The organism is Variovorax sp. Soil_C_12 (assembly GCF_057657375.1).
Window position 1 is genome coordinate 618,999 of record NZ_JBDGIO010000003.1, and the last position, 24,580, is coordinate 643,578.

At 69.1% G+C, this 24,580-nt stretch carries 26 protein-coding genes; 11 read left to right on the top strand and 15 right to left on the bottom strand.

Annotation, left to right across the window (positions count from 1 at the left end):
- Positions 1–1,473 carry an NAD-dependent succinate-semialdehyde dehydrogenase gene (locus AC3A6X_RS11730; RefSeq protein ID WP_487842321.1) on the top strand — a complete coding sequence of 491 codons (1,473 nt, stop codon included), beginning with the start codon at positions 1–3 and terminating at the stop codon, positions 1,471–1,473.
- Between the two features lie 70 nt (positions 1,474–1,543).
- Here the strand turns inward: AC3A6X_RS11730 and AC3A6X_RS11735 are convergent, their stop codons facing one another.
- From AC3A6X_RS11735 to orn, 3 genes are all read right to left on the bottom strand, one after another.
- Positions 1,544–2,989, bottom strand: coding sequence for an NAD-dependent succinate-semialdehyde dehydrogenase (locus tag AC3A6X_RS11735; RefSeq protein WP_309972537.1), 1,446 nt, complete (start codon positions 2,987–2,989; stop codon positions 1,544–1,546).
- Between the two features lie 214 nt (positions 2,990–3,203).
- On the bottom strand, positions 3,204–5,009 hold the full coding sequence (locus AC3A6X_RS11740) for a DEAD/DEAH box helicase (protein ID WP_487842322.1): 1,806 nt from the start codon (positions 5,007–5,009) through the stop codon (positions 3,204–3,206).
- 211 nt (positions 5,010–5,220) lie between these two features.
- Positions 5,221–5,817 carry an oligoribonuclease gene (gene orn, locus AC3A6X_RS11745; RefSeq protein WP_487842323.1) on the bottom strand — a complete coding sequence of 199 codons (597 nt, stop codon included), beginning with the start codon at positions 5,815–5,817 and terminating at the stop codon, positions 5,221–5,223.
- A gap of 65 nt (positions 5,818–5,882) precedes the next feature.
- Between orn and AC3A6X_RS11750 the strand changes: the two genes are divergently transcribed.
- From AC3A6X_RS11750 to AC3A6X_RS11765, 4 genes are read left to right on the top strand one after another with little or no spacing between them, the layout of a single operon-like run.
- On the top strand, positions 5,883–7,154 hold the full coding sequence (locus tag AC3A6X_RS11750; protein WP_487842324.1) for a M48 family metallopeptidase: 1,272 nt from the start codon (positions 5,883–5,885) through the stop codon (positions 7,152–7,154).
- 17 nt (positions 7,155–7,171) lie between these two features.
- Positions 7,172–7,510, top strand: a complete 339-nt coding sequence (locus AC3A6X_RS11755) for a 4a-hydroxytetrahydrobiopterin dehydratase (RefSeq protein WP_106555191.1) — start codon at positions 7,172–7,174, stop codon at positions 7,508–7,510.
- 17 nt (positions 7,511–7,527) lie between these two features.
- Positions 7,528–8,487, top strand: a complete 960-nt coding sequence (gene rsgA, locus AC3A6X_RS11760; protein ID WP_487842325.1) for a ribosome small subunit-dependent GTPase A — start codon at positions 7,528–7,530, stop codon at positions 8,485–8,487.
- A complete protein-coding gene (locus tag AC3A6X_RS11765) occupies positions 8,484–9,605 on the top strand; it encodes a glycosyltransferase family 4 protein (RefSeq protein ID WP_487842326.1) in 1,122 nt (373 codons plus the stop codon). Before rsgA ends, AC3A6X_RS11765 begins: the two co-directional genes overlap by 4 nt.
- Positions 9,606–9,629: 24 nt before the next feature.
- Here the strand turns inward: AC3A6X_RS11765 and hisC are convergent, their stop codons facing one another.
- The 7 genes from hisC to rpsP form a co-directional block, all read right to left on the bottom strand.
- Entirely contained in the window at positions 9,630–10,709 is a 1,080-nt protein-coding gene (gene hisC, locus AC3A6X_RS11770; protein WP_487842327.1) for a histidinol-phosphate transaminase, read from the bottom strand.
- Positions 10,710–10,722: 13 nt separating this feature from the next.
- The gene (locus AC3A6X_RS11775) at positions 10,723–11,724 is read right to left on the bottom strand and encodes a CobD/CbiB family protein (RefSeq protein ID WP_487842328.1); all 1,002 of its coding nucleotides are present in this window, start codon (positions 11,722–11,724) and stop codon (positions 10,723–10,725) included.
- Positions 11,725–11,788: 64 nt separating this feature from the next.
- The gene (locus tag AC3A6X_RS11780; protein ID WP_487842329.1) at positions 11,789–12,508 is read right to left on the bottom strand and encodes a CoA pyrophosphatase; all 720 of its coding nucleotides are present in this window, start codon (positions 12,506–12,508) and stop codon (positions 11,789–11,791) included.
- Positions 12,509–12,675: 167 nt separating this feature from the next.
- Entirely contained in the window at positions 12,676–13,056 is a 381-nt protein-coding gene (gene rplS, locus AC3A6X_RS11785; protein WP_093106411.1) for a 50S ribosomal protein L19, read from the bottom strand.
- 99 nt (positions 13,057–13,155) lie between these two features.
- A complete protein-coding gene (gene trmD, locus AC3A6X_RS11790; protein ID WP_487842330.1) occupies positions 13,156–13,902 on the bottom strand; it encodes a tRNA (guanosine(37)-N1)-methyltransferase TrmD in 747 nt (248 codons plus the stop codon).
- Between the two features lie 22 nt (positions 13,903–13,924).
- On the bottom strand, positions 13,925–14,479 hold the full coding sequence (rimM, locus tag AC3A6X_RS11795) for a ribosome maturation factor RimM (RefSeq protein WP_309972546.1): 555 nt from the start codon (positions 14,477–14,479) through the stop codon (positions 13,925–13,927).
- A 16-nt stretch (positions 14,480–14,495) separates the two neighbouring features.
- The gene (gene rpsP, locus AC3A6X_RS11800) at positions 14,496–14,759 is read right to left on the bottom strand and encodes a 30S ribosomal protein S16 (RefSeq protein ID WP_106555183.1); all 264 of its coding nucleotides are present in this window, start codon (positions 14,757–14,759) and stop codon (positions 14,496–14,498) included.
- Between the two features lie 166 nt (positions 14,760–14,925).
- Here rpsP and AC3A6X_RS11805 point away from each other — a divergent pair, with 166 nt between their 5' ends.
- Positions 14,926–15,447 carry an N-acetyltransferase family protein gene (locus AC3A6X_RS11805; RefSeq protein ID WP_487842331.1) on the top strand — a complete coding sequence of 174 codons (522 nt, stop codon included), beginning with the start codon at positions 14,926–14,928 and terminating at the stop codon, positions 15,445–15,447.
- On the top strand, positions 15,444–15,890 hold the full coding sequence (locus tag AC3A6X_RS11810; protein ID WP_309972548.1) for a TM2 domain-containing protein: 447 nt from the start codon (positions 15,444–15,446) through the stop codon (positions 15,888–15,890). Before AC3A6X_RS11805 ends, AC3A6X_RS11810 begins: the two co-directional genes overlap by 4 nt.
- A gap of 11 nt (positions 15,891–15,901) precedes the next feature.
- Here AC3A6X_RS11810 and AC3A6X_RS11815 read toward each other — a convergent pair whose 3' ends face one another.
- The 5 genes from AC3A6X_RS11815 to hda all read right to left on the bottom strand — a co-directional run bounded on the left by AC3A6X_RS11815 (position 15,902) and on the right by hda (position 20,419).
- Entirely contained in the window at positions 15,902–16,912 is a 1,011-nt protein-coding gene (locus AC3A6X_RS11815; RefSeq protein ID WP_487842332.1) for an anion permease, read from the bottom strand.
- A 13-nt stretch (positions 16,913–16,925) separates the two neighbouring features.
- The gene (locus tag AC3A6X_RS11820; RefSeq protein WP_309972550.1) at positions 16,926–17,570 is read right to left on the bottom strand and encodes a DUF47 domain-containing protein; all 645 of its coding nucleotides are present in this window, start codon (positions 17,568–17,570) and stop codon (positions 16,926–16,928) included.
- Positions 17,571–17,664: 94 nt separating this feature from the next.
- Positions 17,665–18,129 carry a 2-amino-4-hydroxy-6-hydroxymethyldihydropteridine diphosphokinase gene (folK, locus tag AC3A6X_RS11825; RefSeq protein WP_487842333.1) on the bottom strand — a complete coding sequence of 155 codons (465 nt, stop codon included), beginning with the start codon at positions 18,127–18,129 and terminating at the stop codon, positions 17,665–17,667.
- A gap of 1 nt (position 18,130) precedes the next feature.
- On the bottom strand, positions 18,131–19,705 hold the full coding sequence (pcnB, locus tag AC3A6X_RS11830; RefSeq protein ID WP_487842334.1) for a polynucleotide adenylyltransferase PcnB: 1,575 nt from the start codon (positions 19,703–19,705) through the stop codon (positions 18,131–18,133).
- 27 nt (positions 19,706–19,732) lie between these two features.
- On the bottom strand, positions 19,733–20,419 hold the full coding sequence (gene hda, locus AC3A6X_RS11835; RefSeq protein WP_487842335.1) for a DnaA regulatory inactivator Hda: 687 nt from the start codon (positions 20,417–20,419) through the stop codon (positions 19,733–19,735).
- A 207-nt stretch (positions 20,420–20,626) separates the two neighbouring features.
- On the opposite strand from hda, the gene purM reads away from it, so the two are divergent.
- The 4 genes from purM (at position 20,627) to AC3A6X_RS11855 (ending at position 24,442) form a co-directional block, all read left to right on the top strand.
- A complete protein-coding gene (purM, locus tag AC3A6X_RS11840; protein WP_487842336.1) occupies positions 20,627–21,667 on the top strand; it encodes a phosphoribosylformylglycinamidine cyclo-ligase in 1,041 nt (346 codons plus the stop codon).
- Between the two features lie 23 nt (positions 21,668–21,690).
- Positions 21,691–22,749: an AI-2E family transporter gene (locus tag AC3A6X_RS11845; protein WP_487842337.1), complete on the top strand. Its 1,059-nt coding sequence runs from the start codon at positions 21,691–21,693 to the stop codon at positions 22,747–22,749.
- A gap of 111 nt (positions 22,750–22,860) precedes the next feature.
- Entirely contained in the window at positions 22,861–23,433 is a 573-nt protein-coding gene (locus tag AC3A6X_RS11850; RefSeq protein WP_309972556.1) for an isochorismatase family protein, read from the top strand.
- 13 nt (positions 23,434–23,446) lie between these two features.
- The gene (locus tag AC3A6X_RS11855; RefSeq protein WP_487842338.1) at positions 23,447–24,442 is read left to right on the top strand and encodes a GlxA family transcriptional regulator; all 996 of its coding nucleotides are present in this window, start codon (positions 23,447–23,449) and stop codon (positions 24,440–24,442) included.
- The last annotated feature ends 138 nt before the right edge of the window (positions 24,443–24,580 follow it).

Below are 24,580 nucleotides of genomic sequence, written 5' to 3' on the forward strand. Positions count from 1 at the left end.
ATGACACTGACTCTCGAACGCCAGGACCTGATGCCTGGCCTGCAGCTCATCGGCGCCGACTGGCGCGAGGCGAGCGACACGCGCCGCCTGGATGTCACCGACCCCGCCACCGGCGCCGTCTTCGCCAGCGTGCCCGACGGCACGGCCGCCGACGCACGCGCCGCGGTAGCTGCCGCGCACGCCGCCTTCCCGGCCTGGCGCGCGGTGCCGGCCAAGCAGCGCGCGCAGATCATCAAGCGCTGGAACGACCTGGTGATGGCGCACCAGGAGGACCTGGGCCGGCTGATCTCGCGCGAGCAGGGCAAGCCGCTGGCCGAGGGCCGGGGCGAGGTGGCCTATGCCGCCAGCTACATCGAGTGGTTTGCCGAGGAAGCCACGCGCGCCAATGGCGACGTGATTCCCGCGCCGGTGGCGGGACGGCGCATGTTCGCGCTGCGGGAGCCGGTGGGCGTGGTCGCCACCATCACGCCGTGGAACTTCCCGGCGGCCATGATCGCGCGCAAGATCGCCCCGGCGCTCGCGGCCGGATGCACCGTGGTGTGCAAGCCGGCCGAGGACACGCCGCTGACCTCGCTGGCCCTGGTCAAGCTGGCCCAGGAGGCCGGGGTGCCGGCGGGGGTCATCAACATCGTCACCGCCTCGCGCGAGCGCACGCCCGAGGTGGTGGACGTGTGGCTGGACGATGCGCGCGTGCGCAAGATCAGCTTCACCGGCTCCACGCCGGTGGGCCAGCACCTGGCGCGCCGATCGGCCGACACGCTGAAGAAGCTGTCGCTCGAGCTCGGCGGCAACGCGCCCTTCATCGTGTTCGACGATGCCGATCTCGATGCCGCCGTCGAAGGCCTGATAGCGGCCAAGTTCCGCAACGGCGGGCAGACCTGCGTCTCCCCGAACCGCGTGTTCGTGCACGAGCGCCTGCATGACGCCTTCGCCGACAAGCTGGCCGGGCGCGTCGGCGCACTCCAGGTGGGCCCGGCGAGCGACACAGCCTCGCAGATCGGTCCGATGATCAATGCGCGCGCGGTCGAGAAGATCGAGCGCCATGTGCAGGACGCGCTCGCCAAGGGCGCCAAGGTGCTCACCGGCGGGAGGCGCCTCGTCGATCTGGGTCCGAACTACTACGCGCCCACGGTGCTGGTGAACGCCGACGCCAGCATGGCCTGCAGCTGCGAGGAGACCTTCGGGCCGGTGGTGCCGATCACGCGCTTCAAAAGCGAGGCCGAGGTGATCGCGGCGGCCAACGACACGCCCTTCGGCCTGGCGGCGTACTTCTACTCGCAGGACGTGCGCCGGATCTGGCGCGTGGCCGAGGCGCTGGAGACAGGCATCGTCGGCATCAACGAAGGCGCGCTCGCCGCCGAGGCTGCCCCCTTCGGCGGCGTCAAGGCCTCGGGCTACGGACGCGAGGGCTCGGTGCACGGGCTCGACGACTACCTGCACATCAAGTACCTGTGCCAGGGCGGGCTTTCGTAAGCGCACAAGCGCGCAGGCAAAAAAAAGCGCGGGCGATGCGCCCGCGCCTTCCATCCGGCTGCAGCCGGACTCAGACCGCCATGATCGAAACGGACTTGGTGTTGAGGTAGGCCTCCATTGCCTCCGGCCCGCCCTCGGAGCCGTAGCCCGAGTCCTTGATGCCGCCGAAGGGCATTTCCGGCGAAGGCGCGGCTGGCTGGTTGATCCACAGCATGCCAACTTCCACCTGCTGCGACAGCAGGTGCGCGTTCTTGATCGAGCGCGTGAACGCATAGCCCGCCAGGCCGAAGGGCAGGCGGTTGGCCTCGGCGATGGCCTCTTCCAGCGTGTCGAAGCCGCGGATGGCGGCCACCGGGCCGAAGGGTTCGTTGTTGAACACGTCGGCGTCCAGCGGCACGTCCGTCAGCACGGTGGGCGCGAAGAAGTTGCCCGCCGAGCCCACGCGCTCGCCGCCGGTCGCCACGGTCGCGCCCTTGCTGCGCGCGTCGTCCAGCACCTGGGCCATGGCTGTGAGGCGGCGCGCATTGGCCAGAGGCCCGAGGGTCGTGCCCTCGGCCAGGCCGTCGCCGAGCTTGAGGCTCTCGGCATGCTTGACCAGCGCCTGCGCGAACTCGGCCTTGATGCTGTTGTGCACCAGGAAGCGCGTGGGCGAGATGCACACCTGCCCCGCGTTGCGGAACTTGGCGCCGCCCGCGGCCTTGACCGCCAGGGCGAGGTCGGCATCGTCGGCGACGATCACCGGCGCATGACCGCCCAGCTCCATGGTGGCGCGCTTCATGTGCTGGCCGGCCAGGGCAGCGAGCTGCTTGCCCACCGGGGTGGAGCCGGTGAAGGTGACCTTGCGGATGATGGGGTGCGCGATCAGGTAGCTCGAGATCTCGGCGGGGTTGCCGAACACCAGGCCCACCGTACCGGGCGGCACGCCGGCATCGACGAAGGCCTGCAGCAGGGCCGCGGGCGAGGCCGGTGTCTCTTCGGGCGCCTTGGCCAGGAAGGAGCAGCCGGTGGCCAGCGCGGCGCCGAGCTTGCGCACGACCTGGTTGATCGGGAAGTTCCAGGGCGTGAAGGCGGCGACGGGGCCGACCGGCTCCTTGATCACCAACTGCTGGGCGGCCAGGTTGCGCGAGGGCACGATGCGGCCGTAGACGCGGCGGCCTTCGTCGGCGAACCACTCGATGATGTCGGCGCCCGCCAGCACCTCGCCGCGGGCCTCGACGAAGGGCTTGCCCTGCTCCAGCGTCAGCAGGCGGGCGATCTCGGGGGCGCGCTCGCGCAGCAGGGAGGCGGCCTTGCGCATGGTGGCGGCGCGCTCGTTGGCGGGAATCTTGCGCCACGCCAGGAAGCCGCGCTGCGCGGCTTCGAGGGCGCGGTCCAGGTCGGCGATGCCGGCGTGCGCGACCTTGCCGATGGGCTTGCCGGTGGCCGGGTTGATGACGTCCAGGGTCTTGCCGCTCGCGGCGTCGCACCATTCGCCATTGATCAGCAGGCGGGTGTCAACGTAGCTCGATGTGCTCATGTCGGTCCTTGGGTTCTTTCAGGGGGAGTTGATGCCGGATTCGGACGGGAGCGGGCGCGAGGCCGTCCCGTGCGTCATTGTCGCCCGGCTCGCCGGGTCGCTCCCACGGGCGGCGCAAAGCCCCTCGCGCCTGCGCTTCACATCGTGGGACTGGGAGCGGGCACAAAAAAAGCCCGCCTCGGGGTGAGGCGGGCTTTGCAGGGAGATCGACGCTTCAGCGGGTCGGCTTGAAGGCGCGGCGCTGACCGTCGCGCGGCGCGAAGGCCTTGCCGGCCCCATGCGCGCCGCCGTTGCCGCGGGGGGCACCAGCACCGCCGCCGGCGCGCGGGGCGCTGTCACCCCAGCCGGACTTGCGGCCGTAGCCACCGGCCTCGTCACGGCCCCTGCCCTGCGCCTGGCCCGGGGCCTGGCCCTGGAAGCCGCGCGAAGGCGCGTGGCCACGCGCCGGGCCGCGGTCGTTGAAGCTGCTGGCATTGGCATAGCCGCCGCGCGGGCCGCCGAACTTGCGGTCGCGCGAATGGTTTTCGCGGTTCTCGCGGCCGCGGCCGCCGAAGTCGCCCTGCGGACGGCCCTGCGGGAAGCGCTGCTGCGGCTCCAGGCCGGGGATCACCTCGGCCGCGAAGGGCTGGCGGCTGTAGGCCTCGATGTCGAAGATCTTGCGGCGGTCGCGGAACTCGGCGAAGGTCACGGCCAGGCCGTCGCGCCCGGCGCGGCCGGTGCGGCCGATGCGGTGGGTGTAGTCCTCGGCCTTCATCGGCAGGCCGAAGTTGAAGACGTGCGTGATGGTCGGCACGTCGATGCCGCGCGCGGCCACGTCGGTCGCCACCAGGATCTGCACCTGGCCCTGACGCAGCGCCATCAGCCGACGGTTGCGCAGGCCCTGGCTCAGCGCGCCGTGCAGCGCCACGGCGCTGAAGCCGCCCTGCTGCAGGTCGCCGGCGAGGCCGTCGCATTCGACCTGCGTGCTGCAGAAGACGATGGCCTGGTTGATGCTGGTGTCACGCAGCCAGTGGTCGAGCAGCTTGCGCTTGTGCTGGGCGTTGTCGGCCCAGAACAGCACCTGCTTGATGTTGGCGTGCTTCTCCTGCGGGGTGTCGATGGTCACGCGCTGCGGCTCGCGCATCACGCGCTGCGCCAGCTGCTGGATGCGCGGCGCGAAGGTGGCGCTGAACATCATGGTCTGCTGGCGCTCGATGGTGAGCTGGTTGATCTCGGCCAGGTCGTCGGCGAAGCCGAGGTCCAGCATGCGGTCGGCCTCGTCGACCACCAGGAACTTGACCTGGTCGAGCTTGATCTGCATCGAGCGCTGCAGGTCCAGCAGCCGGCCGGGCGTGGCGACCACGAGGTCGGCGTTCTGCAGCCGGGCGATCTGCAGCTGGTAGGGCATGCCGCCGACCACGTTGGCGATACGCAGGCCTCGGCAGTGCTTCACGAGGTCGATGGCGTCGTGCGCCACCTGCTGCGCCAGCTCGCGCGTGGGACACAGCACCAGTGCGCCGGGGGTGGCGGCCTTGAAGTGGCGCGAGTTGGTCGGGTCCTTGCGCTTGGCCTTCTTGGGCAGCGCTTCGCCGCGGGCGGCGGCTTCGGCGGCCTGGCGCTGGTGCTCGGCCTTGGCGGCGGCCGCGGCTTCGGCCTGGTGCTGCAGCAGGGTGTGCAGCACGGGCAGCAGGAAAGCGGCGGTCTTGCCGCTGCCGGTCTGGCTGGAGACCATCAGGTCGACGAAGCGGGCAGCACCGTCAGCGCCGCCGCCGGCGCCCATGGCGCGGGGGATGGCCTGCGCCTGCACGGCGGTGGGCTGGGTGAAGCCGAGGTCCTGGACGGCGGCGATCAGTTCGCTCGCCAGGCCCATTTGAACGAAGCCGTTGGGCTGCTTGGGCTCGGTTGCTTCGACGGCTTCGAGTGCTTCGAAGACCTCGAAAGTCTCGGTGTGGGGGGTGGAAGGCGATTCGCCGCGAGCAGCAGCAAAGTCATCGGATTGCGCAGGCACGAACTCGCCCTGCGCGTCAAAAGCGTCGGTCATCGAAAAAAATCCAAGTGCGGGCGCCGCCGTGAGCGGCACCCCGTCGGGTGGCGAAAACATCAACCATCCAACGACATTTCAGCCTGGGCTTTCGCCTTGGCTGCGGCCCATTCAACGGGCGCGGTGTGCAAGATAGGGAGATGCAAGAAGCGCTTCGGACTCATGCCCAAAAGCGAAGCCTGCGATTATTGCACGGCTTCGGGGTTTTTACCTAATCCTGCAGGCGCAGGAAGGTATCCCGGTAGTGCGCCAGCTCCTCGATCGACTCGTGCACGTCGGCCAGCGCCGTATGGGCCTGCTGCTTCTTGAAGGCGTTGTAGGCGGCCGGCTTCCAGCGCTTGGCGAGCTCCTTGAGCGTGCTGACGTCGAGGTTGCGGTAGTGGAAGTACGCCTCCAGCTTGGGCATGAACTTGACCAGGAAGCGCCGGTCCTGACCGATCGTGTTGCCGCACATCGGCGAGCCGTTCTTCGGGATGTAGCGCGAGATGAATTCGAGCAGCTGGTGCTCGGCGCCCGCCTCGTCCAGCGTGGAGGCCTTGACCTTGTCGATCAGCCCGCTGCGCCCATGCGTGCCCTTGTTCCAGGAGTCCATGGCGTCGAGGATTTCGTCGCTCTGGTGGATGACCAGGACCGGGCCGTCGATGCGCGGCGTCAGTTCGGGGCCGGTCACGACCACGGCGATCTCGAGCAGACGCTCCTTCTCGGGGTCGAGGCCGCTCATCTCGCAGTCCAGCCAGACGAGGTTCTGGTCGCTCTTCTTGAGGGTGGTGGCGGTCGCGGCCGCGGTCGTGGCGATGGAATCGGGCATCGGCCGATTGTCGTCGATGACCCTGTGCTCGAGCGGGCTTGCCTGCGGGCTAAACTCGCTGCGCCATGGCCTCTCCTCTGCCCGCTTCGCTGCTGCTCACCCTTGCCTTCGCGCTCGCGCTCGTCGCGGGCCTGATCGTGAAGTTCTGGCTGGCCACGCGGCAGATCCGACATGTGGCGCGCCACCGCGACGCGGTGCCCGCCGCCTTCGCACAGGCCATCACGCTCGCGGCCCACCAGAAGGCGGCCGACTACACGATCGCCAAGACCCGCTTCGGCATGCTCGAAATGGTCTGGGGCGCGATGGTGCTGCTGGGCTGGACCCTGCTGGGCGGCCTGGATCTGCTCAACAGGCTGCTGCTCGGCGCCCTTGGCGGCGGCATGTGGCAGCAGCTCGCCCTGCTCGCGGCCTTCGCGCTGATCGGCGGACTGCTCGAGCTGCCCTTCACCCTGTGGCAGACCTTCCGGCTGGAGGAGCGCTTCGGCTTCAACAAGATGACCTGGCGGCTCTGGCTGGCCGACAGCGTCAAGGCGCTGCTGCTGGGCGCGGCGATCGGTCTGCCGATCGCCGCGCTGATCCTCTGGCTCATGGGCGCGGCCGGCCGCCTGTGGTGGCTGTGGGCCTGGTGCGCGTGGATGGGCTTCAACCTGCTGCTGATGCTGGTCTACCCGACCTTCATCGCGCCGATCTTCAACAAGTTCCAGCCGCTGGACGATGCCACGCTCAAGACCCGCGTCACCGCGCTCATGAAGCGCTGCGGCTTCGCGGCCAAGGGCCTGTTCGTGATGGACGGCAGCACGCGCAGCGCGCATGCCAACGCCTACTTCACGGGGTTCGGCGCGAGCAAGCGCGTGGTCTTCTACGACACGCTGCTGCGCCAGCTCAACGCCGGCGAGGTGGAGGCCGTGCTGGCGCACGAGCTGGGGCATTTCAAGCACCGGCATGTGCTCAAGCGCATGGCCGCGATGTTCGCGCTGAGCCTGGCCGGCTTCGCGCTGCTGGGCTGGCTGTCCGGCCACGCCTGGTTCTACACCGGGCTGGGCGTGCAGCCCAACATGACGGCGCCCAACGATGCGCTGGCGATCCTGCTGTTCATGCTGGCGGTGCCGGTGTTCGGCTTTTTCGTGGCGCCGCTGCCGGTACTGATCTCGCGCCGGCACGAGTTCGAGGCTGACGCCTACGCGGTCGCCCAAACCAACGGCGCCGACCTGTCGCGAGCGCTGCTCAAGCTCTACCAGGACAACGCCTCGACGCTCACGCCCGACCCGGTGTTCGTCAAGTTCTACTACTCGCACCCCCCCGCCTCCGAGCGCCTTGCGCGCATGGCGACGGCCTGACCTCTGGAAAGACGATCATGAGCAGCATGCTGAAACCCATCGATTGGAAAACGAAGACGCGCCGCGCGCTGAGCGCGACGGAGATCGTGTCCCACCTGGCCCGCGTCGACGGTTGGAAGCTCACCGGCGACGGCGCCGATGTCGCGATCGAGAAGACCTTCAGCTTCGCCAACTACTTCGAGACCATCGCCTTCGTGAATGCGCTGGCGCTGGTCGCGCACAAGCAGGACCACCATCCCGATCTCTCGGTGCACTACAACCGCTGCGTGGTGCGTTTCAACACGCACGACGTGGGCGGCCTCTCGGCCACCGACTTCGACTGCGCGGCGCAGGCGGATGCCCTGCTGGCCGCCTGAGCCGATGGGCCGCGCCCTTGGCTAAGCCCGCGCGCCCCCGGCCGCGCGGCGATGCCGACGGGCACACGGCACGGCGCGACGGACTCGTCGTCGCCAGCCACGGCCGCCATTGCGTGGTCGAGACGCCCGAGGGCGAGCGCGTCATCTGCCATCCACGCGGCAAGAAGAGCCAGGCCGTGGTCGGCGACCGCGTGCGCTGGCAGACCAGCGAGGACGAGGGCACCATCGAGGAAGTGCAGACGCGCAGGAACCTGTTCTACCGGCAGGACGAGATCCGCACCAAGTCCTTCGCGGCGAACCTCGACCAGGTGCTGATCCTGATCGCGGCCGAGCCCGAGTTTTCCGAAGCGCAACTGGCGCGTTCGCTGATCGCCGCCGCGGCCGAGCGCATCGCGCCCGTCATCGCGCTCAACAAGAGCGACGTGGTGGCGCCTTTCGAGCGCGCGTGGGAGCGGCTCGCGCCCTACCGCCGCATGCATCATGGCGTGCTGCCGCTGTCGCTCAAGGCCTCGCCCGAGGTCGATCGCGCGACCCTGATGAAGCTGCTGGCCGGCAAGACCACCTTGGTCCTCGGCCCTTCCGGCGTGGGCAAGAGCACGCTGACCAATCTGCTGGTGCCCAGCGCGCGCGCCACCACCGCCGAGATCTCACAGGCGTTGAACTCGGGCAAGCACACCACCACTACTACCACCTGGTACTGGGTGGACGACGAACGCAGCACCGCCCTGATCGATTCGCCGGGCTTTCAGGAATTCGGGCTGAATCACATCGAGCCGATGCAACTCGCATCGCTGATGCCGGACATCGCCGAGCACGCCGGCGAGTGCAAGTTCTACAACTGCACGCACCTGCACGAGCCGGGCTGCGGCGTGATCCCGCAGGTGACCTCGCCGGGCCATCCGGGCCCGATCAGCCCGTCGCGCTACCGCATCTATGGCGAGCTGTTCGCCGAATTGAGCCAGACCCGCCATCGATGAAAGTGCTGCTGTATTCCCATGTCTTCCATCCCTCGGTCGGCGGCGTCGAGACCGTGTCGCGCGCACTGGTCGACGGTTTCGTGGCCCGCGGCGTCGATTGCAAGGTGGTCACGCAGACGGCGACCCGGGAGGTCGAAGCCTTCCCTTTCGAGGTGATCCGCCAGCCCTCAGGCCGGCGCGTGCGCGAGCTGCTGCGCTGGGCCGACGTGGTGCTGTTCAACGGCGCGAGCCTGGCGCTGCAGCCCTGGGTGCTGCTCTACCGCAAGCCCTTCGTCTGGGTGCATGTGGGCTACCAGGCCAGCTGCATCGACGGCGCGGGCTGGGTCGACGGCAAGCCCGCGCCGCTTGCCCCTTTTGCTTCCTTTCTTTTTCATGCACGCCGCAGCGGCTACGCAAGCGGAGTCAAGGAAGGCTTGAAGCTGCTGCTGCGTCGCAGCGTCGCCCGGTTCGGCGTGACGCGCAACGTCGCCATCACGCAGTGGATGAACCAGGCGCTGCCGCTGCCGCGGCAGGTGCAGATCTACAACCCCTTTCCGATCGAGCGCTTCCGTGCCGCCGATCGAGAAGGGGCCGAGTATGAGTTCTTCTACATGGGACGGATGGTGCAGGAAAAAGGCGTCGACACCTTGATCCGCGCCTTCGCGAAGCTGCTCCAGCGCCATCCGGGCCGGCCGCGCCTGCTGCTGATCGGCGACGGCGGCGCCCGCCCAGAGATCGAGCGCCTGGTCGCGGAACTGGGCATCGCGTCCTCGGTGCGCTTCGTCGGCGCGCAGTCCGGCGAGGGCCTGGTCGAATGGGTCGCGAAGGGCCTGATCGGCGTGATCCCCTCGGCGTGGTACGAGCCCATGGGCGGCGTCGCGGTGGAGCTGCTGGCGGCCGGCAAGAGCCTGATCGTGTCGGCCCAGGGCGGGTTGGCGGAATGCGTGGGCGATGCCGGGCTGACCTTTCCGAACGGTGACGACGAAGCGCTGGCCGCGCAGATGCAGCGCGTGCTGGACGATCCTGCCCTGCGCGCGGCGCAAGCGGCGAAGGCGCGCGAGCGTGCCGGGAGCTTCATGCCCGGGCGTTTCGTCGGCCAGTACATCGAGATGCTCGAAGGGATCGCGCGCAGGGCCTGAGAGGCGTCGAATAAGTCCGGCGCTTCAGCCCAGGATGTCCGCCAGCGCATCGACCAGCGCGCTGCATTGATCGCGCGTGCCGATGCTGATGCGCAGGTACTGCGCGATGCGCGGCCGGTCGAAATGCCGCACCAGCACCGCACGCGCGCGCAGCGCGGCCGCGAGCGCCGCCGCATCGTGCGCAGGGTGGCGCACGAACAGGAAATTGGCCTGCGAGGGCAGCACCTCGAAGTCCAGGTCCTCGAGCTGCAGCGTCAGTCCCTCGCGGATGTCCATGACTTCATGCCGCGTGTGGGCGAACCAGGCCTCGTCCTCGAGCGCGGCGATGGCACCGGCGCTGGCAATGCGATCGAGTGGATAGGAGTTGAAGCTGTTCTTCACCCGATGCAGCGCCTCGATCAGATGCGCCTGCCCGCAGGCGAAGCCCACGCGCAGGCCGGCGAGCGAGCGCGACTTGGACAGGGTCTGCACCACCAGCAGGCTGGGGTACTGCTCGATCAGTGGCAGCGCGCTCTCGCCGCCGAAATCCACATAGGCTTCATCCACGAGCACCACGCGCTGGGGGCATGCCGCGAGCAGGCGCTCGATGGCGTCGAGCGGCAGGCCGATGCCGGTCGGCGCATTCGGATTCGCGATCACGACGCCCGCACAGCCGGCGGCGGCGCGCGCCGCCATCGCGGGAATGTCGATGCGCAGCCCCTCGTCGACCGGCAGCAGCTCGCAGGCAATGCCGTAGAGCTGCGCATAGACGCGGTAGAAGCTGTAGGTGATGTCCGGGATCAGCAGCGGCTCGGCCTGTTGGAAGAAGGCGAAGAAGGCGTGGGCCAGTACCTCGTCGGAGCCGTTGCCCGCGAACACTTGCGAACAGTGCAAGCCGTGGCGCGCGGCGATCGCTTCGCGCAGCGCCACCGATTCGGGGTCGGGGTAGCGCTCGAGTCCCTCCGAGGCCGCCCATTCGATGGCGTCGAACACCTGCGGCGATGGTCCGAAGGGGTTCTCATTGGTGTTGAGCTTGACCAGCTTCGCGATGCGCGGCTGCTCGCCCGGCACATAGGGTTCGAGCGTCGCGATGCGCGGGCTCCAGAAGCTGGGGACGGTGCTCAAGGGGACGATCCGATCAGCCCAGCAGCCGCGCCAAAGTGAGCAGCGCCAGCAGCACCATCCACATCACGACCGAGCGCCAAACCAGGCCGACCACGCTGCGCAGATGCCCCGACTCGGGCTCGCGCCCCGGGGTGCTGCCGCTGTCGGGACCGCGCGCGCCGGCCACCGGGTCGCCGGCCTGGGCCCGCGACAAGGGGTCGGTCAGCGGCACCGGGCTCAGCGTGCCGCCGCCGAGCCGCACGTTAACCGCGCCAGAGGTCGCGGCCAGGATCACGCCGTCGTTCTCGTTGGGGAAGCGCCGGGCGTCGTTGCGCCAGCAGTCGATCGCCTCCTCGAAGCTGCCCACCACGGCAAAGCCGATCGCCGTGATGCGGGCGGGCACCCAGTCGATCACCGCCCAGGCCTGGTCGGCGGCCTTCTGCACCCAGACGCTGGAAGGCTGGACCGAGGCATTGTTCTTGTGCGCCCAGTAGCGCGAAACGAATTCGCTCATGCGGTAGAACACTGCGCCAGCCGGACCCAGGCCGAAGGCCGCGAGGATCGAGAACCAGGCCAGCACGCCGAACACGTGGCGGTGCGCCGCGATCACCGAGTGCTCGATCACGTGGCGCACGATCTCGCTGCGTGGCAAGTCGGCCGCATCCACGCGCTGCCAGTGGGCGAGCAACGAGCGGGCCAATGCCTCGTCGCCGATGTCCAGGGCATCGCGGATGCCGGTGAAATGGTGGCTGAACTGCCTGAAGCCCAGCGTGACGTAGAGGATCGCGACGCTCCACAGCACGGCGAAGGGCAGGCCCAGCGTGAGCACGAGCAGCCAGTGCACGCCCAGCGCGAGCACTGTGGGCACCAGCACAGCCAGCGCCCAGGCCACCCAGCCGTGATGCGGCTTGCCGGCGTCGAAGTTGCGGCTGGTCCAGCGCGTCCAGGCCAGAACGCCGCCGTACACCGGGTTGTGGTAGGCGAGTGGCCGCACCTGCTCGATCAGCAAGGCGCACAGGATCGCGAAGAAGCTCATGCTTCGATGATAGCGAGTGGCCCCCGGCGCCCTGCCGCGGCGCGGTACCCTGCCGCCGGCGGGATCAGGCGGCGAGAAAGCGGTAGAGGTTGCGCAGCATGCCGGCGGTCGCGCCCCAGACATAGCGCTCGTGCGGGCCGTCCTGATAGGGCATCGAGAACCACTCGCGCGACTTGAGCTCGTCGTCGATCAAGGCGTGGCGACGGTGGTTGGCCGGATCCATCAGGTAGGCCAGCGGCACCTCGAAGGCCTCGGCGACTTCGTACGGATTCAGCGTCAACTCGAAGTCCGGATGCACCAGGCCGACCACAGGCGTCACGATGAAGGAAGTGACGGTCGTGTAGGTCGGCAGCTTCCCCAGCACTTCGATGTACTCGGCCGACAGGCCGACCTCTTCCCACGCTTCGCGCAAGGCCGCCGCCGAGACGTTGGCGTCCTCGGGGTCGACCCGGCCGCCGGGGAAGGCCACCTGGCCCGAATGCGTGGACAGGTGGGCGGTCCGCTCGGTCAAGAGCACGGTGGGCTCCTCGCGCATCACGATCGGGACCAGCACCGCAGCCGCCGCGGGCGCGCGGCTCGTCAGCTGCGGCTCGCGCCGCAACTCGGGCGTCCAGGCGGGGGGAGCCGCAAAGCGCGCGCGCAGGGCCCTTGCATCGAAATGAGCGGTCGGGATGGCGGGGAGCGCGGTGTCGACAGCGATCACCGGCACCTGGCGCGGGTCGAAGGAGGGCAGCGCCGACGGCAGGACGGCATTGACAGTCTCTTCGGCGGGGGCGGCACGCATGGCGGGTGATGGAGCGGTCAAGTAAGGGATCTACCGAGTAAAACGCAAAACGGCGCCGCCTGTGACAGGCGACGCCACGATAAAAATCACGATTGCCCCGATTCGTCGGGGCACCAATGCAAAAAGCCGCCCGGGGTGGCGGCTTTTTGCACGGCGGGAGGCACTGTTTACTGAGCAGCCGCTGCGGAGGACTTGCCGGGCAGCTTTTCCTTGATGCGTGCCGAACGGCCGCTGCGCTCGCGCAGGTAGTACAGCTTGGCGCGGCGCACATCGCCGCGGCGCTTGACTTCAATGCCGGCGATCAGCGGGCTGTAGGTCTGGAAGGTACGTTCGACGCCTTCGCCGCTGGAGATCTTGCGCACCGTGAAGCCGCTGTTGAGGCCGCGGTTGCGCTTGGCGATCACCACGCCTTCGTAGGCCTGCACGCGCTTGCGGTTGCCTTCGACGACGTTCACGCTGACGATGACCGTGTCACCGGGCATGAAATCGGGAATCTTCTTGCCGAGCCGGGCGATTTCTTCCTGCTCGAGGGTCTGGATGAGGTTCATGGCTTTCCTGGATTCGATCGTGCACGCGCTACACAAGGGGCGTCTTGCAACCTGGAAGATCGGGGCGACGCGGCCGGCAGAGGATCGGGGAACCGAAGATTATAGCTTTTTCTTGAGCGCCTTCTCATCCGCCGCGCTCAGCCGGCCGGCGGCGCGCGCCGCCTCGACCAGTTCGGGCCGCTTCTGGCCGGTGATGGCAAGCCGCTGATCGCGCCGCCAACGCTCGATCTGCTCGTGATGGCCCGAGAGCAGCACCGGCGGCACGCCCTGCCCTCTCCATTGTTCGGGCCGGGTGTAATGAGGACAGTCGAGCAGGCCATCCAGCGCCGGGTTGAAGCTGTCCTGGATATGACTGGCTTCGTCGCCAAGCACGCCGGGCTGCAGCCTGGCCACCGCGTCCAGCAGCGCCATGGCGGGAATCTCGCCGCCCGAGAGCACGAAATCGCCCAGACTCAATTGATGGGTGACCCGCGCGTCGATGAAGCGCTGGTCGATGCCCTCGTAGCGGCCGCACACCAGGACTGCGCCCTCGCCCGCGGCCCAGTACTCGACCGCTGGGTGCCGCAGCGCTTCGCCGATTGGCGAGAACAGGATCACCGGCGCCGCGGCCCCGCGCGCGGCCAGCGCCGCGTCGAGGCAGGCGGACAGCGGCTCGGCCATCATGACCATGCCGGGCCCGCCGCCGAAGGGCCGGTCGTCGACGCGCCGGTAGTTGCCCTCGGCGAAATCGCGCGGGTTCCACAGCACGACCTCGACCTGCCCGGTCTCGAAGGCGCGGCGCGTCACGCCGCTCGCAAGGAAGGGCGCGAACAGTTCGGGGAACAGGGTGATGACGTCGAAGCGCATGGGGCGCGGGCGCCGATGCGGCTCAGTAGTCGGGCTGCCAGTCGACGGTGATCAGCCGGCCCGGCAGGTCCACCTTGTCGACGAAGGCCGAGACGAAGGGAATCATGCGCTCGACCGGCTTGCCGGCCTCCAGCGCATCCAGCACGAGCGTGGTCTGCGGTCCGGTGGCCAGCAGTTCGCGCACCGCGCCGAGCGCAACTCCCTCCCGGTTCACGACCGGAAGGCCGATCAGGTCGACCCAGTAGTACTCGTCGTCCGCCGCGGTGGGAAAGCTCGAGCGCGGCACGAACACGCGCGCGCCGCGCAGGGCCTCGGCCGCGTTGCGATCGGGCACGTCCTCGGAGGAGGCGACGATGCAATCGGAATGTTCCTTGGCCTCGCGGATCGCAAGGCGGAACGCGCCGGTCGTCTTGCCGCCGGGCGGCTGCAGGAACCAGCGTTTGGAGGAGAAAAGCGCCTCGGGCTGGGCGCTGTGGGGCAGGACCTTGAACCAGCCCTTGATGCCCCAGGCATCGGCGATGCGCGCCACTTCGATCGCATCCGCCGGCAGTTCGGCGGCTTCGAGCGTGGGCAGCATCGCCGGAACGGGCGGCTTAGGCGGCCGCCTTGGGGGCCGCGGCAGCGGCCTGCTTGATCAGGCGGGTGACCGTGGGCGAGGCTTGCGCGCCGACACCCTTCCAGTAGGCCAGGCGATCCTGCGCAATGCGGATGCTTTCCTCGTTGTCCTTGGCGGTCGGGTTGTAGAAACCCAGGCGCTCGATGAATCGGCCGTCGCGGCGCACGCGCTTGTCCGACACGACGATGTTGAAGAACGGACGACCTTTGGAGCCGCCGCGGGAGAGTCGGATCACGACCATGATTTATCCTTCGGGTGGTGCGACGAACACTGAAATCGGTTCGCCCACGGAGTTCTTCCAGCGTCGAGACACGCGACATAGCCACCCGGCCAGCGCACGCTGAAAAGCCCGCGATTATAGCCCGAGCGACATTTCCCACTATTTCCGGCCTCTGCCGGGCCTTCCGATGACCGCCATCCGCCCCAGCCGCGACGAAGACATCGCCGCGATCACCGCCATCTACGCCCACCACGTGCTGCACGGCACCGGCACCTTCGAGACCGAGCCCCCCACGGGCGCCGACATGGCGGCACGGCGGGCCGACGTGCTGGCGAAGAAGCTGCCCTACCTCGTGGCGGAGCGCGACGGCGAGCTTCTGGGCTTCGCTTACTGCAACTGGTTCAAGCCCCGCCCGGCCTATCGTTTTTCCGCCGAGGACTCGATCTACCTGGCCGAGGCCGCGCGCGGCCAGGGCCTGGGCGCGCAGCTGCTGGCGGCCCTGATCGAGGCTGCCGAGGCAGCCGGTGTGCGCAAGCTGATCGCAGTGATCGGCGACTCGGCCAACGGCGGCTCCATCGGCGTGCACCGCGCGCAGGGCTTCGAGCAAGTGGGCGTGCTGAAGAACTGCGGCTGGAAGTTCGGCCAATGGCGCGACGTGGTCCTGATGGACAAGGTGCTCGGCCAGGGCAGCGAGACGAGCCCCGAATGAAGAACAAGACCGTGGCAGCCTGGCTCGCCTTCCTCGGCGGTCCGCTGGGCCTGCACTGCTTCTACCTGCGCGGCTTCGGCAGCATGCTGGGGTGGCTACTCCCCATTCCGACCGCGCTGGGGCTCTACGGCATCGAGCGCGTGCGCCTTTACGGCGTGGACGACGCCTGGAGCTGGCTGCTGCTGCCGCTGCTGGGCTTCACGATCGCGGGCTGCGCCCTCACCGCCATCGTCTACGGCCTGATGACGCAGGAGAAATGGAACGCACGCTACAACGCCGGCGCCCCGCCCGATGCGCCGCCCGGGCGCAGCAACTGGCTCACCATCGGCGCCGTCGTGCTGGCGCTGTTCTTCGGCAGCACCATCCTGATGGCCAGCATCGCCTTCAGCTTCCAGCGCTTCTTCGAGCACCAGATCGCGGAAGGCCGCCGGATCTCTCAGTAAGCAGGCTTCGGTCAGAAGACCTGCAGCCCGATCCAGTAGGCGATGGCCGCCACGAAGGCCGAGGCCGGGATCGTGAAGATCCAGGCCCAGACGATGTTGCCGGCCACTCCCCAGCGCACCGCGCTCGCGCGCTGCGTCGAGCCCACCCCGACGATCGCGCCGGTGATGGTGTGCGTGGTCGACACCGGGATGCCCAGCGCGGTGGCGAGGAACAGCGTCAGCGCCCCGCCCGTCTCGGCGCAGAACCCGCCCACCGGCTTGAGCTTGGTGATCTTCTGGCCCATGGTCTTGACGATGCGCCAGCCGCCGAACATGGTGCCCAGCGCGATCGCCGCGTAGCACGTAGCGATGGTCCAGGCCGGCGGCGCCTCGGCGGTGGCGGTCGCGTGGCCGGTCGCGATCAGCAGCATCCAGATGATGCCGATGGTCTTTTGCGCATCGTTGCCTCCGTGGCCCAGGCTGTAGGCGCCGGCCGAGACCAGCTGCAGCGTGCGGAACCACCGGTCCACGCGCGAGGGCGTCGAGCGACGGAAGGCCCAGGCGACGAACACCATCATCATCGAGCCGAGCAGGAAGCCCAGCAAAGGAGACACGAAGATGAAGGCCACGGTCTTCCAGATGCCCGCGGCGACGAGCGAGCCGGCCCCGGCCTTGGCGATCGTCGCGCCCACGATGCCGCCGATCAGCGCATGCGAGGAGCTGCTGGGAATGCCGTAGTACCAGGTGAGAAAGTTCCAGCTGATGGCCCCCACCAGCGCCCCGAAGACCACGTGCACGTCGACCACCCCGGGCTGCACGATGCCCTTGCCGACGGTGGCCGCCACGCTGAGGTGGAAAACGAAGACCGCGATCAGGTTGAAGAAGGCAGCGAACACCACCGCATGGCCGGGCTTCAGAACGCCGGTGGACACGACCGTGGCGATCGAGTTCGCCGCGTCGTGGAAGCCGTTCATGAAGTCGAATGCGATGGCCAGCGCGACCAGCAACACCACCACCCAAAGGGCGACCTGCACCGTTGTCATTCGGCGCCCGCGCTCAGGAGTTCTCGAGGACGATGCCCTCGATCACGTTGGCCACATCCTCGCACTTGTCGGTTATCCGCTCGAGCAGCTCGTAGATCGCCTTGAGCTTGATGACCTCGCGGACGTCCGGCTCCTCGCGAAACAGCTTGCTCATGGCGCTGCGCAACACGCGGTCGGCGTCGGACTCGAGGCGGTCGATCTCCTCGCAGGTCTTGAGCGCGGCTTCGGCCGTGGCCGGCTCGCTCACCTTGCCGAGGAACTTGACCGCGTCCTTCACGCGCTCGCAGCACTTGGTGCTGAGGGCGGTGAGGCGCATGATCTCCTCGGTCATGTGGCGCACGTCGTACAGCGCCATGGTCTCGGCCGAGTCCTGGATCAGGTCGGCCACGTCGTCCATGGTGTTGATCAGCTTGTGGATCTGCTCGCGGTCGATGGGGGTGATGAAGGTCTTGTGGATCAGCCGATTGACGTCATGCGTCACGCGGTCGGCGGCGCGCTCGGCGTTGTCCACGTCGCGGTTGTACTGCTCGCGCAGGTGCAGGTCGTTGTAGTTGCCCACCAGCTGCTCGAAGGCGCGCGCGGCTTCGACGATGCGATCGGCATGCTGATTGAACATCTCGAAAAAATTCCCCTCGCGGGGCAGCAGCTTGCCGAACATGGCGTCTCCTGGGGTTCTCGGCTATCACCGACCCGTGACGCCATCATGAAAAAAAGCCTGGCAAGTGTAATGGGCAAGCGCCGCCGAGGCGGGCTCAGAGCCGCTCGATGCGCTGGCCGGCCACCCGCTCGAGCTGGGCTGCCGTCACCAGCGCCGGCGCGATCTCCGCCAGCGGCAGCAGCACGAAGGCACGCTCGCCCATGCGCGGGTGCGGCAGCGTCAGCACGGCGCTCTGCGTCGTGGCGTCGCCGTGCCGCAGGAGATCGAGGTCGAGCGTGCGCGGCGCATTGCGATAGGGCCGCTCGCGGCCGGCCTCGGCCTCGAGGCGTTGCAGCGCGGCCAGCAGGGCCAGCGGGGCGAGGCTCGTGCGCAGCTCGACCACGGCGTTGATGAAATCGGGCCCCTGGGCCTCGAAGGGCGCGCTGCGATAGAGCGAAGAGCGCGCGGTGAGCCGCGTGTGCGGCAGGGTCGCGAGGTCGTCCATCGCCCGTCTCACCGTCGCTTGGGCGTCGCCGAGGTTGGCGCCGATCGCGACGTAGGCCGGCGTATCGGTGCTCACGTCATTCGGCCGCGACGCTGCTGCCGGCCTCGCCGCCGGTGCGCGGCTTGCGGCGGCGGCGGCGCTTGCGCGGCGCTGCGGCGGCGAACTCGCCATCGGGCGGCAGCGCCTGCTCGGCATCGCCGCCGGCCGGCGCGACCGCCGGTGCCGCGGTGCGCGCCGGGGCGCGCTGGCGCGTCCTCTTGTGCTGCTCGTCGCGCACCTGTTCCAGCAGGTCCTGGCGGCGCACGTCGTCGGAGGTGCTGCTGAACTCCTGCCACCACTCGGCAATCGCCTCGCTCACCTCGCCGACGTCGGCGCGCAGGCGCATGAAGTCGAAGGCCGCGCGGAAGCGCGCCTGCTCGACCAGGCTGTAGGGCGTGGCGCCGCTGCGCTTGTCGAAGCGCGGCTGCATCATCCAGATCTCGCGCATGTCGGCCGCCAGCTTGCCGCGGCCGGAGACGTCGCCGATGCGCGCGTTGAACACGTCGTCGATGGCTTCCTGCAAGGCCGGGAAAGAAGCCTGCGGGCGCTGGCCGTGGCGCCCCTCGCTGCGCTGCGCCCAGCCGTCGCGCACGTCGGCCCACAGCACGCACGCCAGCAGGAAGCTCGGCGCCACCGGCTTGCCTTCGCCGACGCGGCGGTCGGTGTCCTGCAGCGCGGCCTTGACAAAGGGCTGGTCGGCCCGCTCGACGATCACATCGAGCAGCGGGTAGATGCCGGTCGCCAGGCCCAGCTTGCGCAGCTGCGCGACGGTGGCCACCGCGTGGCCGGTCTGCAGCAGCTTGAGCATTTCGTCGAACAGGCGGCTCTGCGGCACGTCGGCCAGCAGCTTGCTGCAATCGACCAGCGGCGCCAGCGTCTTGGACTCCATCGAGAAGCCCAGCGCCGCCAGCTTGGCCGAAAAGCGAATCGCGCGGATGATGCGCACGGGGTCCTCGCGGTAGCGCGTGGCCGGGTCGCCGATCATGCGCAGCGTGAGCTTCTTGGCGTCCTTGATGCCGTTGTGGTAGTCGACCACGATCTGGCTCGCCGGGTCGTAGTACATCGCATTGATGGTGAAGTCGCGCCGCGCGGCATCTTCCTCCTGCGGGCCCCAGACGTTGTCGCGCAGCACGCGGCCGCTGGCATCCACCGCATGCTTCATGCCGGCGAGCTCGCCCTTGCTGGTGCGCTCGTTGCCGGCCACCTGCTCGGCGCCGGCGCTGTCCATGTAGGCGCGGAAGGTCGAGACTTCGATCACCTCGTGCTCGCGCCCGCGGCCGTAGACCACGTGCACGATGCGAAAGCGCCGGCCGATGATGAAGGCGCGCCGGAACAGGCTCTTGACCTGCTCGGGCGTGGCGTTGGTAGCCACGTCGAAGTCCTTGGGACGCAGCCCCAGCAGCAGGTCGCGCACCGCGCCGCCGACCACGTAGGCCTCGTAGCCAGCGCCCTGCAGCGTGGTGACCACGTTCCTGGCGCGCTCGTCCACCAGCTGCGGGTCGATGCCGTGCACCGTGGCCTGCACCTCCTGGCGCTTGCCGAAGCGGTTCTTGCCGCCAGGGCCGGTGATGCCGGACTTGCCCAGGAGTTTGTCGATGAATTTCTTGATCATTGGAAAGCTTCGGCGCGGGACGCGCCCTCATTCATTTTCGAGCATGGACCGGATCAGCGGGATCGTGATCGCACGCTGGGTCTGCAAGGCATAGCCGTCGAGCTGCACGAGCAGCTCCATCAGGCTGCCCAGATCGCGGCTGAAGCGGTGCAGCATGTAGTCGAGCACCTCGTCCGTCAGCATGACGCCGCGGCTGTCCGCGGCCTGGCGCAACACCGCGCGCCGCTCCGATTCGCTCAACACCTGCAAGTGGAACACATGGCCCCAGCCGAGGCGCGTGCGCAGGTCCTCGCGCAGCGGCAGGTCGGCCGGCGGCACGGCGCCCGCTGCCACCACGCCACGCTGCAGGCTCTGCGCGTTGACGAACCAGTTGAAGGCCGCGTGCTGCTGGACCGCCGTGTAGAGATGCACATCGTCGAGCAGCACGGCGCCCCAGCGCTCGTCGAAGTCGGGCGGGTCCGAGAGCCCCGCATGCAGCCAGCCCACGCTCGCCCCCTGCTCGCGCAGGGCGCTTCGCACCGCCTCCAGCAGATGCGTCTTGCCGCTGGCGCTCTCGCCCCACAGGTAGGTCGGCACCGGCGAATGCAGCGTGCTCGAACGTGCGTCGCCGACCCACAGCAGCAGGTGCCGCAGCGCCGGTTCGTTGGGCCCGGCGAAGAAGCCGGCCAGCGTCGGACCGGAGGCGAGGCCGATATCGAGCGCGAGCTGCTTCATGCCAGGGCCGCGATGGGCGGCTGGAAGGGCGCGGATGACGCGGTAAGAAGATTCATGGGACAGGCGGGAGCGCCGAACGACGAGCCGAAGGCGCGGGGCAATGGGGCCCTTAAAATCGTGGGGAATTCTATCGGCCCGACCGCCTCGGTTGCCGGCGCCATTGTCCTCCTCTCTTCGACCCCTCCCCTCTTTTCGTCCGGCCCGCTCATGAACTCCACCCCGCCCACCCCGCTCAGCTACAAGGATGCCGGCGTCGACATCGATGCCGGCGACGCGCTGGTCGACCGCATCAAGCCGCTGGCCAAGAAGACGATGCGCGAGGGCGTGCTGGCCGGCATCGGCGGCTTCGGCGCCCTGTTCGAGGTGCCCAAGCGCTACAAGGAGCCGGTGCTGGTGAGCGGCACCGACGGCGTGGGCACCAAGCTCAAGCTGGCCTTCGAGTGGAACATGCACGACACCGTCGGCATCGACCTGGTGGCCATGAGCGTCAACGACGTGCTGGTGCAGGGTGCCGAGCCGCTGTTCTTCCTGGACTACTTCGCCTGCGGCAAGCTCGACGTGGACACGGCCGCGGCGGTGGTCGGCGGCATCGCCCGCGGCTGCGAGCTGAGCGGCTGCGCGCTGATCGGCGGCGAGACGGCCGAGATGCCCGGCATGTACCCGGCCGGCGAGTACGACCTGGCAGGCTTCGCGGTCGGCGCGGTCGAGAAGTCCAAGATCCTCACGGGCCGGGACGTCAAGCCCGGCGACGTGGTGCTCGGCCTGGGCTCCGCCGGCGTGCATTCCAACGGCTTCAGCCTGGTGCGCAAGGTGATCGAGCGCGCCGGCGACCAGTTGCCCGCCACACTGGACGGCCAGCCCTTCCGCGCGGCGGTGATGGCGCCGACCCGGCTGTACGTCAAGCCGGTGCTGGCGGCGCTCGCCAGTCACCCGATCAAGGCGCTGGCCCACATCACCGGCGGCGGACTGCTCGAGAACATCCCGCGCGTGCTGCCCGAGGGCACGGCGGCCCACCTGAAGAAGGGCAGCTGGCCGCAAAGCGAGCTCTTCGCGTGGCTGCAGAAGGTGGCCGGCATCGACGACCTGGAAATGAACCGCACCTTCAACAACGGCATCGGCATGGTGGTCGTGATCGACGCGGCGCAGGCCGCCGCCTGCGCGGCCACGCTGCGCGCCGAGGGCGAGACGGTGCACGAGATCGGCGTCATCGCGCAGCGCGGCGCCGGCGCGGCCGTGGTCGTGGCCTGAGACGCCGTGAACAAATCCGCCCCGTGAGCGTTGTCGCTCCTCTCCCGTCGCGCAAGCTGGTCACGGCGAGCTACCTGCTCATCGCCGGCGCCCTGCTGCTGATCATGTGGCAGGGCCTGCTGCCGGGCCTGCTGTGCGTCTGCATCGGCTTTCTCGGCACGCGCTGGTTCGCGCGCCTGTTCGACGCGGGCCTGGACCGGCTGCTGCCCGCAAGGTCGCGACCGGACGTCGCCGACCCGCCATCGTCCTGGTCGCGCATCGTCGCCGCGACCCTGGTGTCGCTGGCGCCGATCGGCCTGGGGATCCTGGCCTTCTCGGAGGCGCGCGAGTTCGTGCTCAACGCGCCGGAGCAATACCAGGAGTTGCTCGACTACATCGCCCGCACGGTGCTGGAACTGCGGCTCAAGCTGCCGCCCGACATCGGCGCGTACCTGCCCGAGGGCACGGCCGAGGTGCAGCGCATCATCGCCGGCTACCTGCGCGCCCAGGCCGGCGCGCTCGCGCTGACCGGCCGCGCCTGGCTGGGCGGCCTGCTGTTCGCCTACGTCGGCCTGATCGTCGGCGCCCTGGCCGCCGTGGCCCGGCATGCGTCCGGCGGCCGCCCGCTGGCGGAGTTGCTCAAGCAGCGCATCACCCTGTTCGGCGAGGCCTTCGGACAGATCGTGGCGGCACAGTTCTGGATCGCTGCTTTCAACACACTGCTGACCGCGATCTTCCTGCTGTTCGTGCTGCCGCACTGGGAACTGAACCTGCCCTACACGCCGGCGCTGATCACCCTGACCTTCATCGCCGGGCTGGTGCCGATCGTCGGCAACCTGCTGTGCAACACGGTGATCACGCTGGTGGGCCTGTCGGTCTCGCCGATCACCGCGCTGGCCTGCCTGGCCTTCCTGATCCTGATCCACAAGGCCGAGTACTTCATCAATGCCAAGGTGGTGGGGGCCCGCACGCAGATGGGCGTCTGGGAACTGCTGGCCGTGATGTTCGTGGCCGAGGCGGTGTTCGGCCCGGCCGGCCTGGTGGCGGCGCCGCTGTTCTACGCCTACCTCAAGAAGGAGCTGCAGGCGGCCCGATTGGTGTGAGGCCGGGCAGTGTCCTGATTTGATCGATTCCTGTCCCGTACGAAGCGGACAGAACGCACACAGGCGAGAAAAATAGGGCGCATCATCCACACGCCCCAGGAGATTGCCGCCATGAAGTCTTGTCTGATAGTGATCGACGTCCAGGAATCCTTCCGCCATCGCCCCTATTTCACCCCGCGTGACCTGGCCGCCTACGCGGCGGCGCAGAACGCGCTGATCGCAGGCTGCGCAGCGGCCGGCATCCCGATCGTGCGCATCTTCCACGTCGACGGTCCGGCCCGCGCCGACAACCCCTTCGCCATCGAGTCCGGCCACGTGCGGCCGCTCGCCGAGCTGGCGCCCTTCGAGGCGGCCGCCACCTACACCAAGCATCGCCACAGTGCCCTGGTCGGCACCGGGCTCGATGTGTGGCTGACGGAGAACGGCATCGGTCGGCTGATCGTGAGCGGCATTCGGACCGAGCAATGCTGCGAGACCACGACGCGTCACGCCTCCGACCTGGGCTGGTCGGTCGATTTCGTCACCGATGCGACGCTGACCTTCGACATGACGCAGCCCGACGGCCGCCCGCTGTCGGCGGCCGACATCAAGGCCCGGACGGCGACCGTGCTGGAAGGCCGTTTCGCCAGGCTCTGCAGCGTCGACCAGGCGCTGGAGCGGGCCGGCGCGCTGGCCACCGCCTGAAGGCGACGGCGGGATGAGCAGCGCGCCGCGCATCCGGGTGGTGTTCGTGCTCCTGCCGAACAGCCTGGTGCTGGACTGGGCCGGCCCGGCCGAGGCGCTGCGCATCGCCAACCAGCAGTTGCGCGCCGCGGGGCAGCCCGAGCGCTTTGCGATCGAGTTCGTTTCCCCGAGCCCTGCTTCGACCGGCTCGGTCGGCGTGACGCTCAGCGGGCTGGCGCCGCTGCCCCTGCACTGGGGCGAGGGTCCCGCCTGGATCGTGCTGGTGGGCATGCCGGGCCACACGGTCTCGACCGACGGCGCGGACACCCAGGCGCTGCTGCGCTGGCTGCGCGGCCAGCGCCTGGAGCGCGGCCGGCTCGAGCTGGTGACCATCTGCGCCGGCGCCCTGCTGGCCGCGCATGCCGGTGCCCTGGCAGGACGGCGCGCCACCACGCACCACCACCACCTCGACGAACTGCGGCGGGTGGAACCGCGCTGCGAGGTGGTGGCCAATCGCGTGTTCGTGATCGACCCGCCGCTCTACAGCAGCGCCGGCGTGACGACGGGCATCGACCTGATGCTGCATCGCATTGCCGACATTTGCGGCGAAGCGCTGGCGGCCCAGGTCGCACAGACCATGGTGGTGGCGCTGCGGCGCGGCCCGCAGGACCCGGAGCTCTCGCCCTTCCTGGCCTACCGCAACCACCTGCACCCCGCACTCCACCGCGTCCAGGACGCGGTGAGCGAGGCGCCGCAGGACGACTGGAGCGTGCCGCGCATGGCGCAGGTGGCCCATACCTCGTCGCGCCACCTGACGCGCCTGTTCGTCGAGCATGCGGGCGTCGCGCCGCTCGAATACCTCCGGCGCCTGCGCTTGGCCACTGCGCGGCTGGCGCTCGACTCGGGTGCCAACGTGACCCGCGCGGCCGAGCTCGCGGGCTTCGCTTCCGACACCCAGCTGCGCCGCGCCTGGCGCCAGTTCGGTGTCGACGGATCGCCCTCGCGCCACCGCCTCGGCTCCCGCGCCTGAGCGGCGGCGGCGGCTGCCGCGCCTGCGTCTTGTGCGATTCGTCCTATCGAAAAATCGCCTTCGTCCGGCCCGGCGCGTCTGTGCCCGATGCTCTCCTTGCGGCTTGCCCCCCCGCGTTCAAGTTCATTCAGGGAGCCG

Excerpts from the sequence above, each read along its gene's own strand:
- rpsP (WP_106555183.1), bottom strand. The coding sequence starts at position 14,759 with ATGGTCGTGATCCGACTCTCCCGCGGCGGCTCCAAAGGTCGTCCGTTC.
- AC3A6X_RS11850 (WP_309972556.1), top strand. The coding sequence starts at position 22,861 with ATGAAGTCTTGTCTGATAGTGATCGACGTCCAGGAATCCTTCCGCCAT.
- AC3A6X_RS11765 (WP_487842326.1), top strand. The coding sequence starts at position 8,484 with ATGAAAGTGCTGCTGTATTCCCATGTCTTCCATCCCTCGGTCGGCGGC.
- AC3A6X_RS11755 (WP_106555191.1), top strand. The coding sequence starts at position 7,172 with ATGAGCAGCATGCTGAAACCCATCGATTGGAAAACGAAGACGCGCCGC.
- AC3A6X_RS11805 (WP_487842331.1), top strand. The coding sequence starts at position 14,926 with ATGACCGCCATCCGCCCCAGCCGCGACGAAGACATCGCCGCGATCACC.
- AC3A6X_RS11730 (WP_487842321.1), top strand. The coding sequence starts at position 1 with ATGACACTGACTCTCGAACGCCAGGACCTGATGCCTGGCCTGCAGCTC.
- AC3A6X_RS11815 (WP_487842332.1), bottom strand. The coding sequence starts at position 16,912 with ATGACAACGGTGCAGGTCGCCCTTTGGGTGGTGGTGTTGCTGGTCGCG.
- hda (WP_487842335.1), bottom strand. The coding sequence starts at position 20,419 with ATGAAGCAGCTCGCGCTCGATATCGGCCTCGCCTCCGGTCCGACGCTG.
- rplS (WP_093106411.1), bottom strand. The coding sequence starts at position 13,056 with ATGAACCTCATCCAGACCCTCGAGCAGGAAGAAATCGCCCGGCTCGGC.
- AC3A6X_RS11740 (WP_487842322.1), bottom strand. The coding sequence starts at position 5,009 with ATGACCGACGCTTTTGACGCGCAGGGCGAGTTCGTGCCTGCGCAATCC.
- pcnB (WP_487842334.1), bottom strand. The coding sequence starts at position 19,705 with ATGATCAAGAAATTCATCGACAAACTCCTGGGCAAGTCCGGCATCACC.
- AC3A6X_RS11735 (WP_309972537.1), bottom strand. The coding sequence starts at position 2,989 with ATGAGCACATCGAGCTACGTTGACACCCGCCTGCTGATCAATGGCGAA.
- AC3A6X_RS11820 (WP_309972550.1), bottom strand. The coding sequence starts at position 17,570 with ATGTTCGGCAAGCTGCTGCCCCGCGAGGGGAATTTTTTCGAGATGTTC.
- AC3A6X_RS11810 (WP_309972548.1), top strand. The coding sequence starts at position 15,444 with ATGAAGAACAAGACCGTGGCAGCCTGGCTCGCCTTCCTCGGCGGTCCG.
- AC3A6X_RS11855 (WP_487842338.1), top strand. The coding sequence starts at position 23,447 with ATGAGCAGCGCGCCGCGCATCCGGGTGGTGTTCGTGCTCCTGCCGAAC.
- AC3A6X_RS11750 (WP_487842324.1), top strand. The coding sequence starts at position 5,883 with ATGGCCTCTCCTCTGCCCGCTTCGCTGCTGCTCACCCTTGCCTTCGCG.
- rimM (WP_309972546.1), bottom strand. The coding sequence starts at position 14,479 with ATGCTGCCCACGCTCGAAGCCGCCGAACTGCCGGCGGATGCGATCGAA.
- purM (WP_487842336.1), top strand. The coding sequence starts at position 20,627 with ATGAACTCCACCCCGCCCACCCCGCTCAGCTACAAGGATGCCGGCGTC.
- AC3A6X_RS11780 (WP_487842329.1), bottom strand. The coding sequence starts at position 12,508 with ATGCGTGCCGCCCCCGCCGAAGAGACTGTCAATGCCGTCCTGCCGTCG.
- trmD (WP_487842330.1), bottom strand. The coding sequence starts at position 13,902 with ATGCGCTTCGACGTCATCACCCTGTTCCCCGAACTGTTCGCGCCCTTC.
- orn (WP_487842323.1), bottom strand. The coding sequence starts at position 5,817 with ATGCCCGATTCCATCGCCACGACCGCGGCCGCGACCGCCACCACCCTC.
- AC3A6X_RS11775 (WP_487842328.1), bottom strand. The coding sequence starts at position 11,724 with ATGAGCTTCTTCGCGATCCTGTGCGCCTTGCTGATCGAGCAGGTGCGG.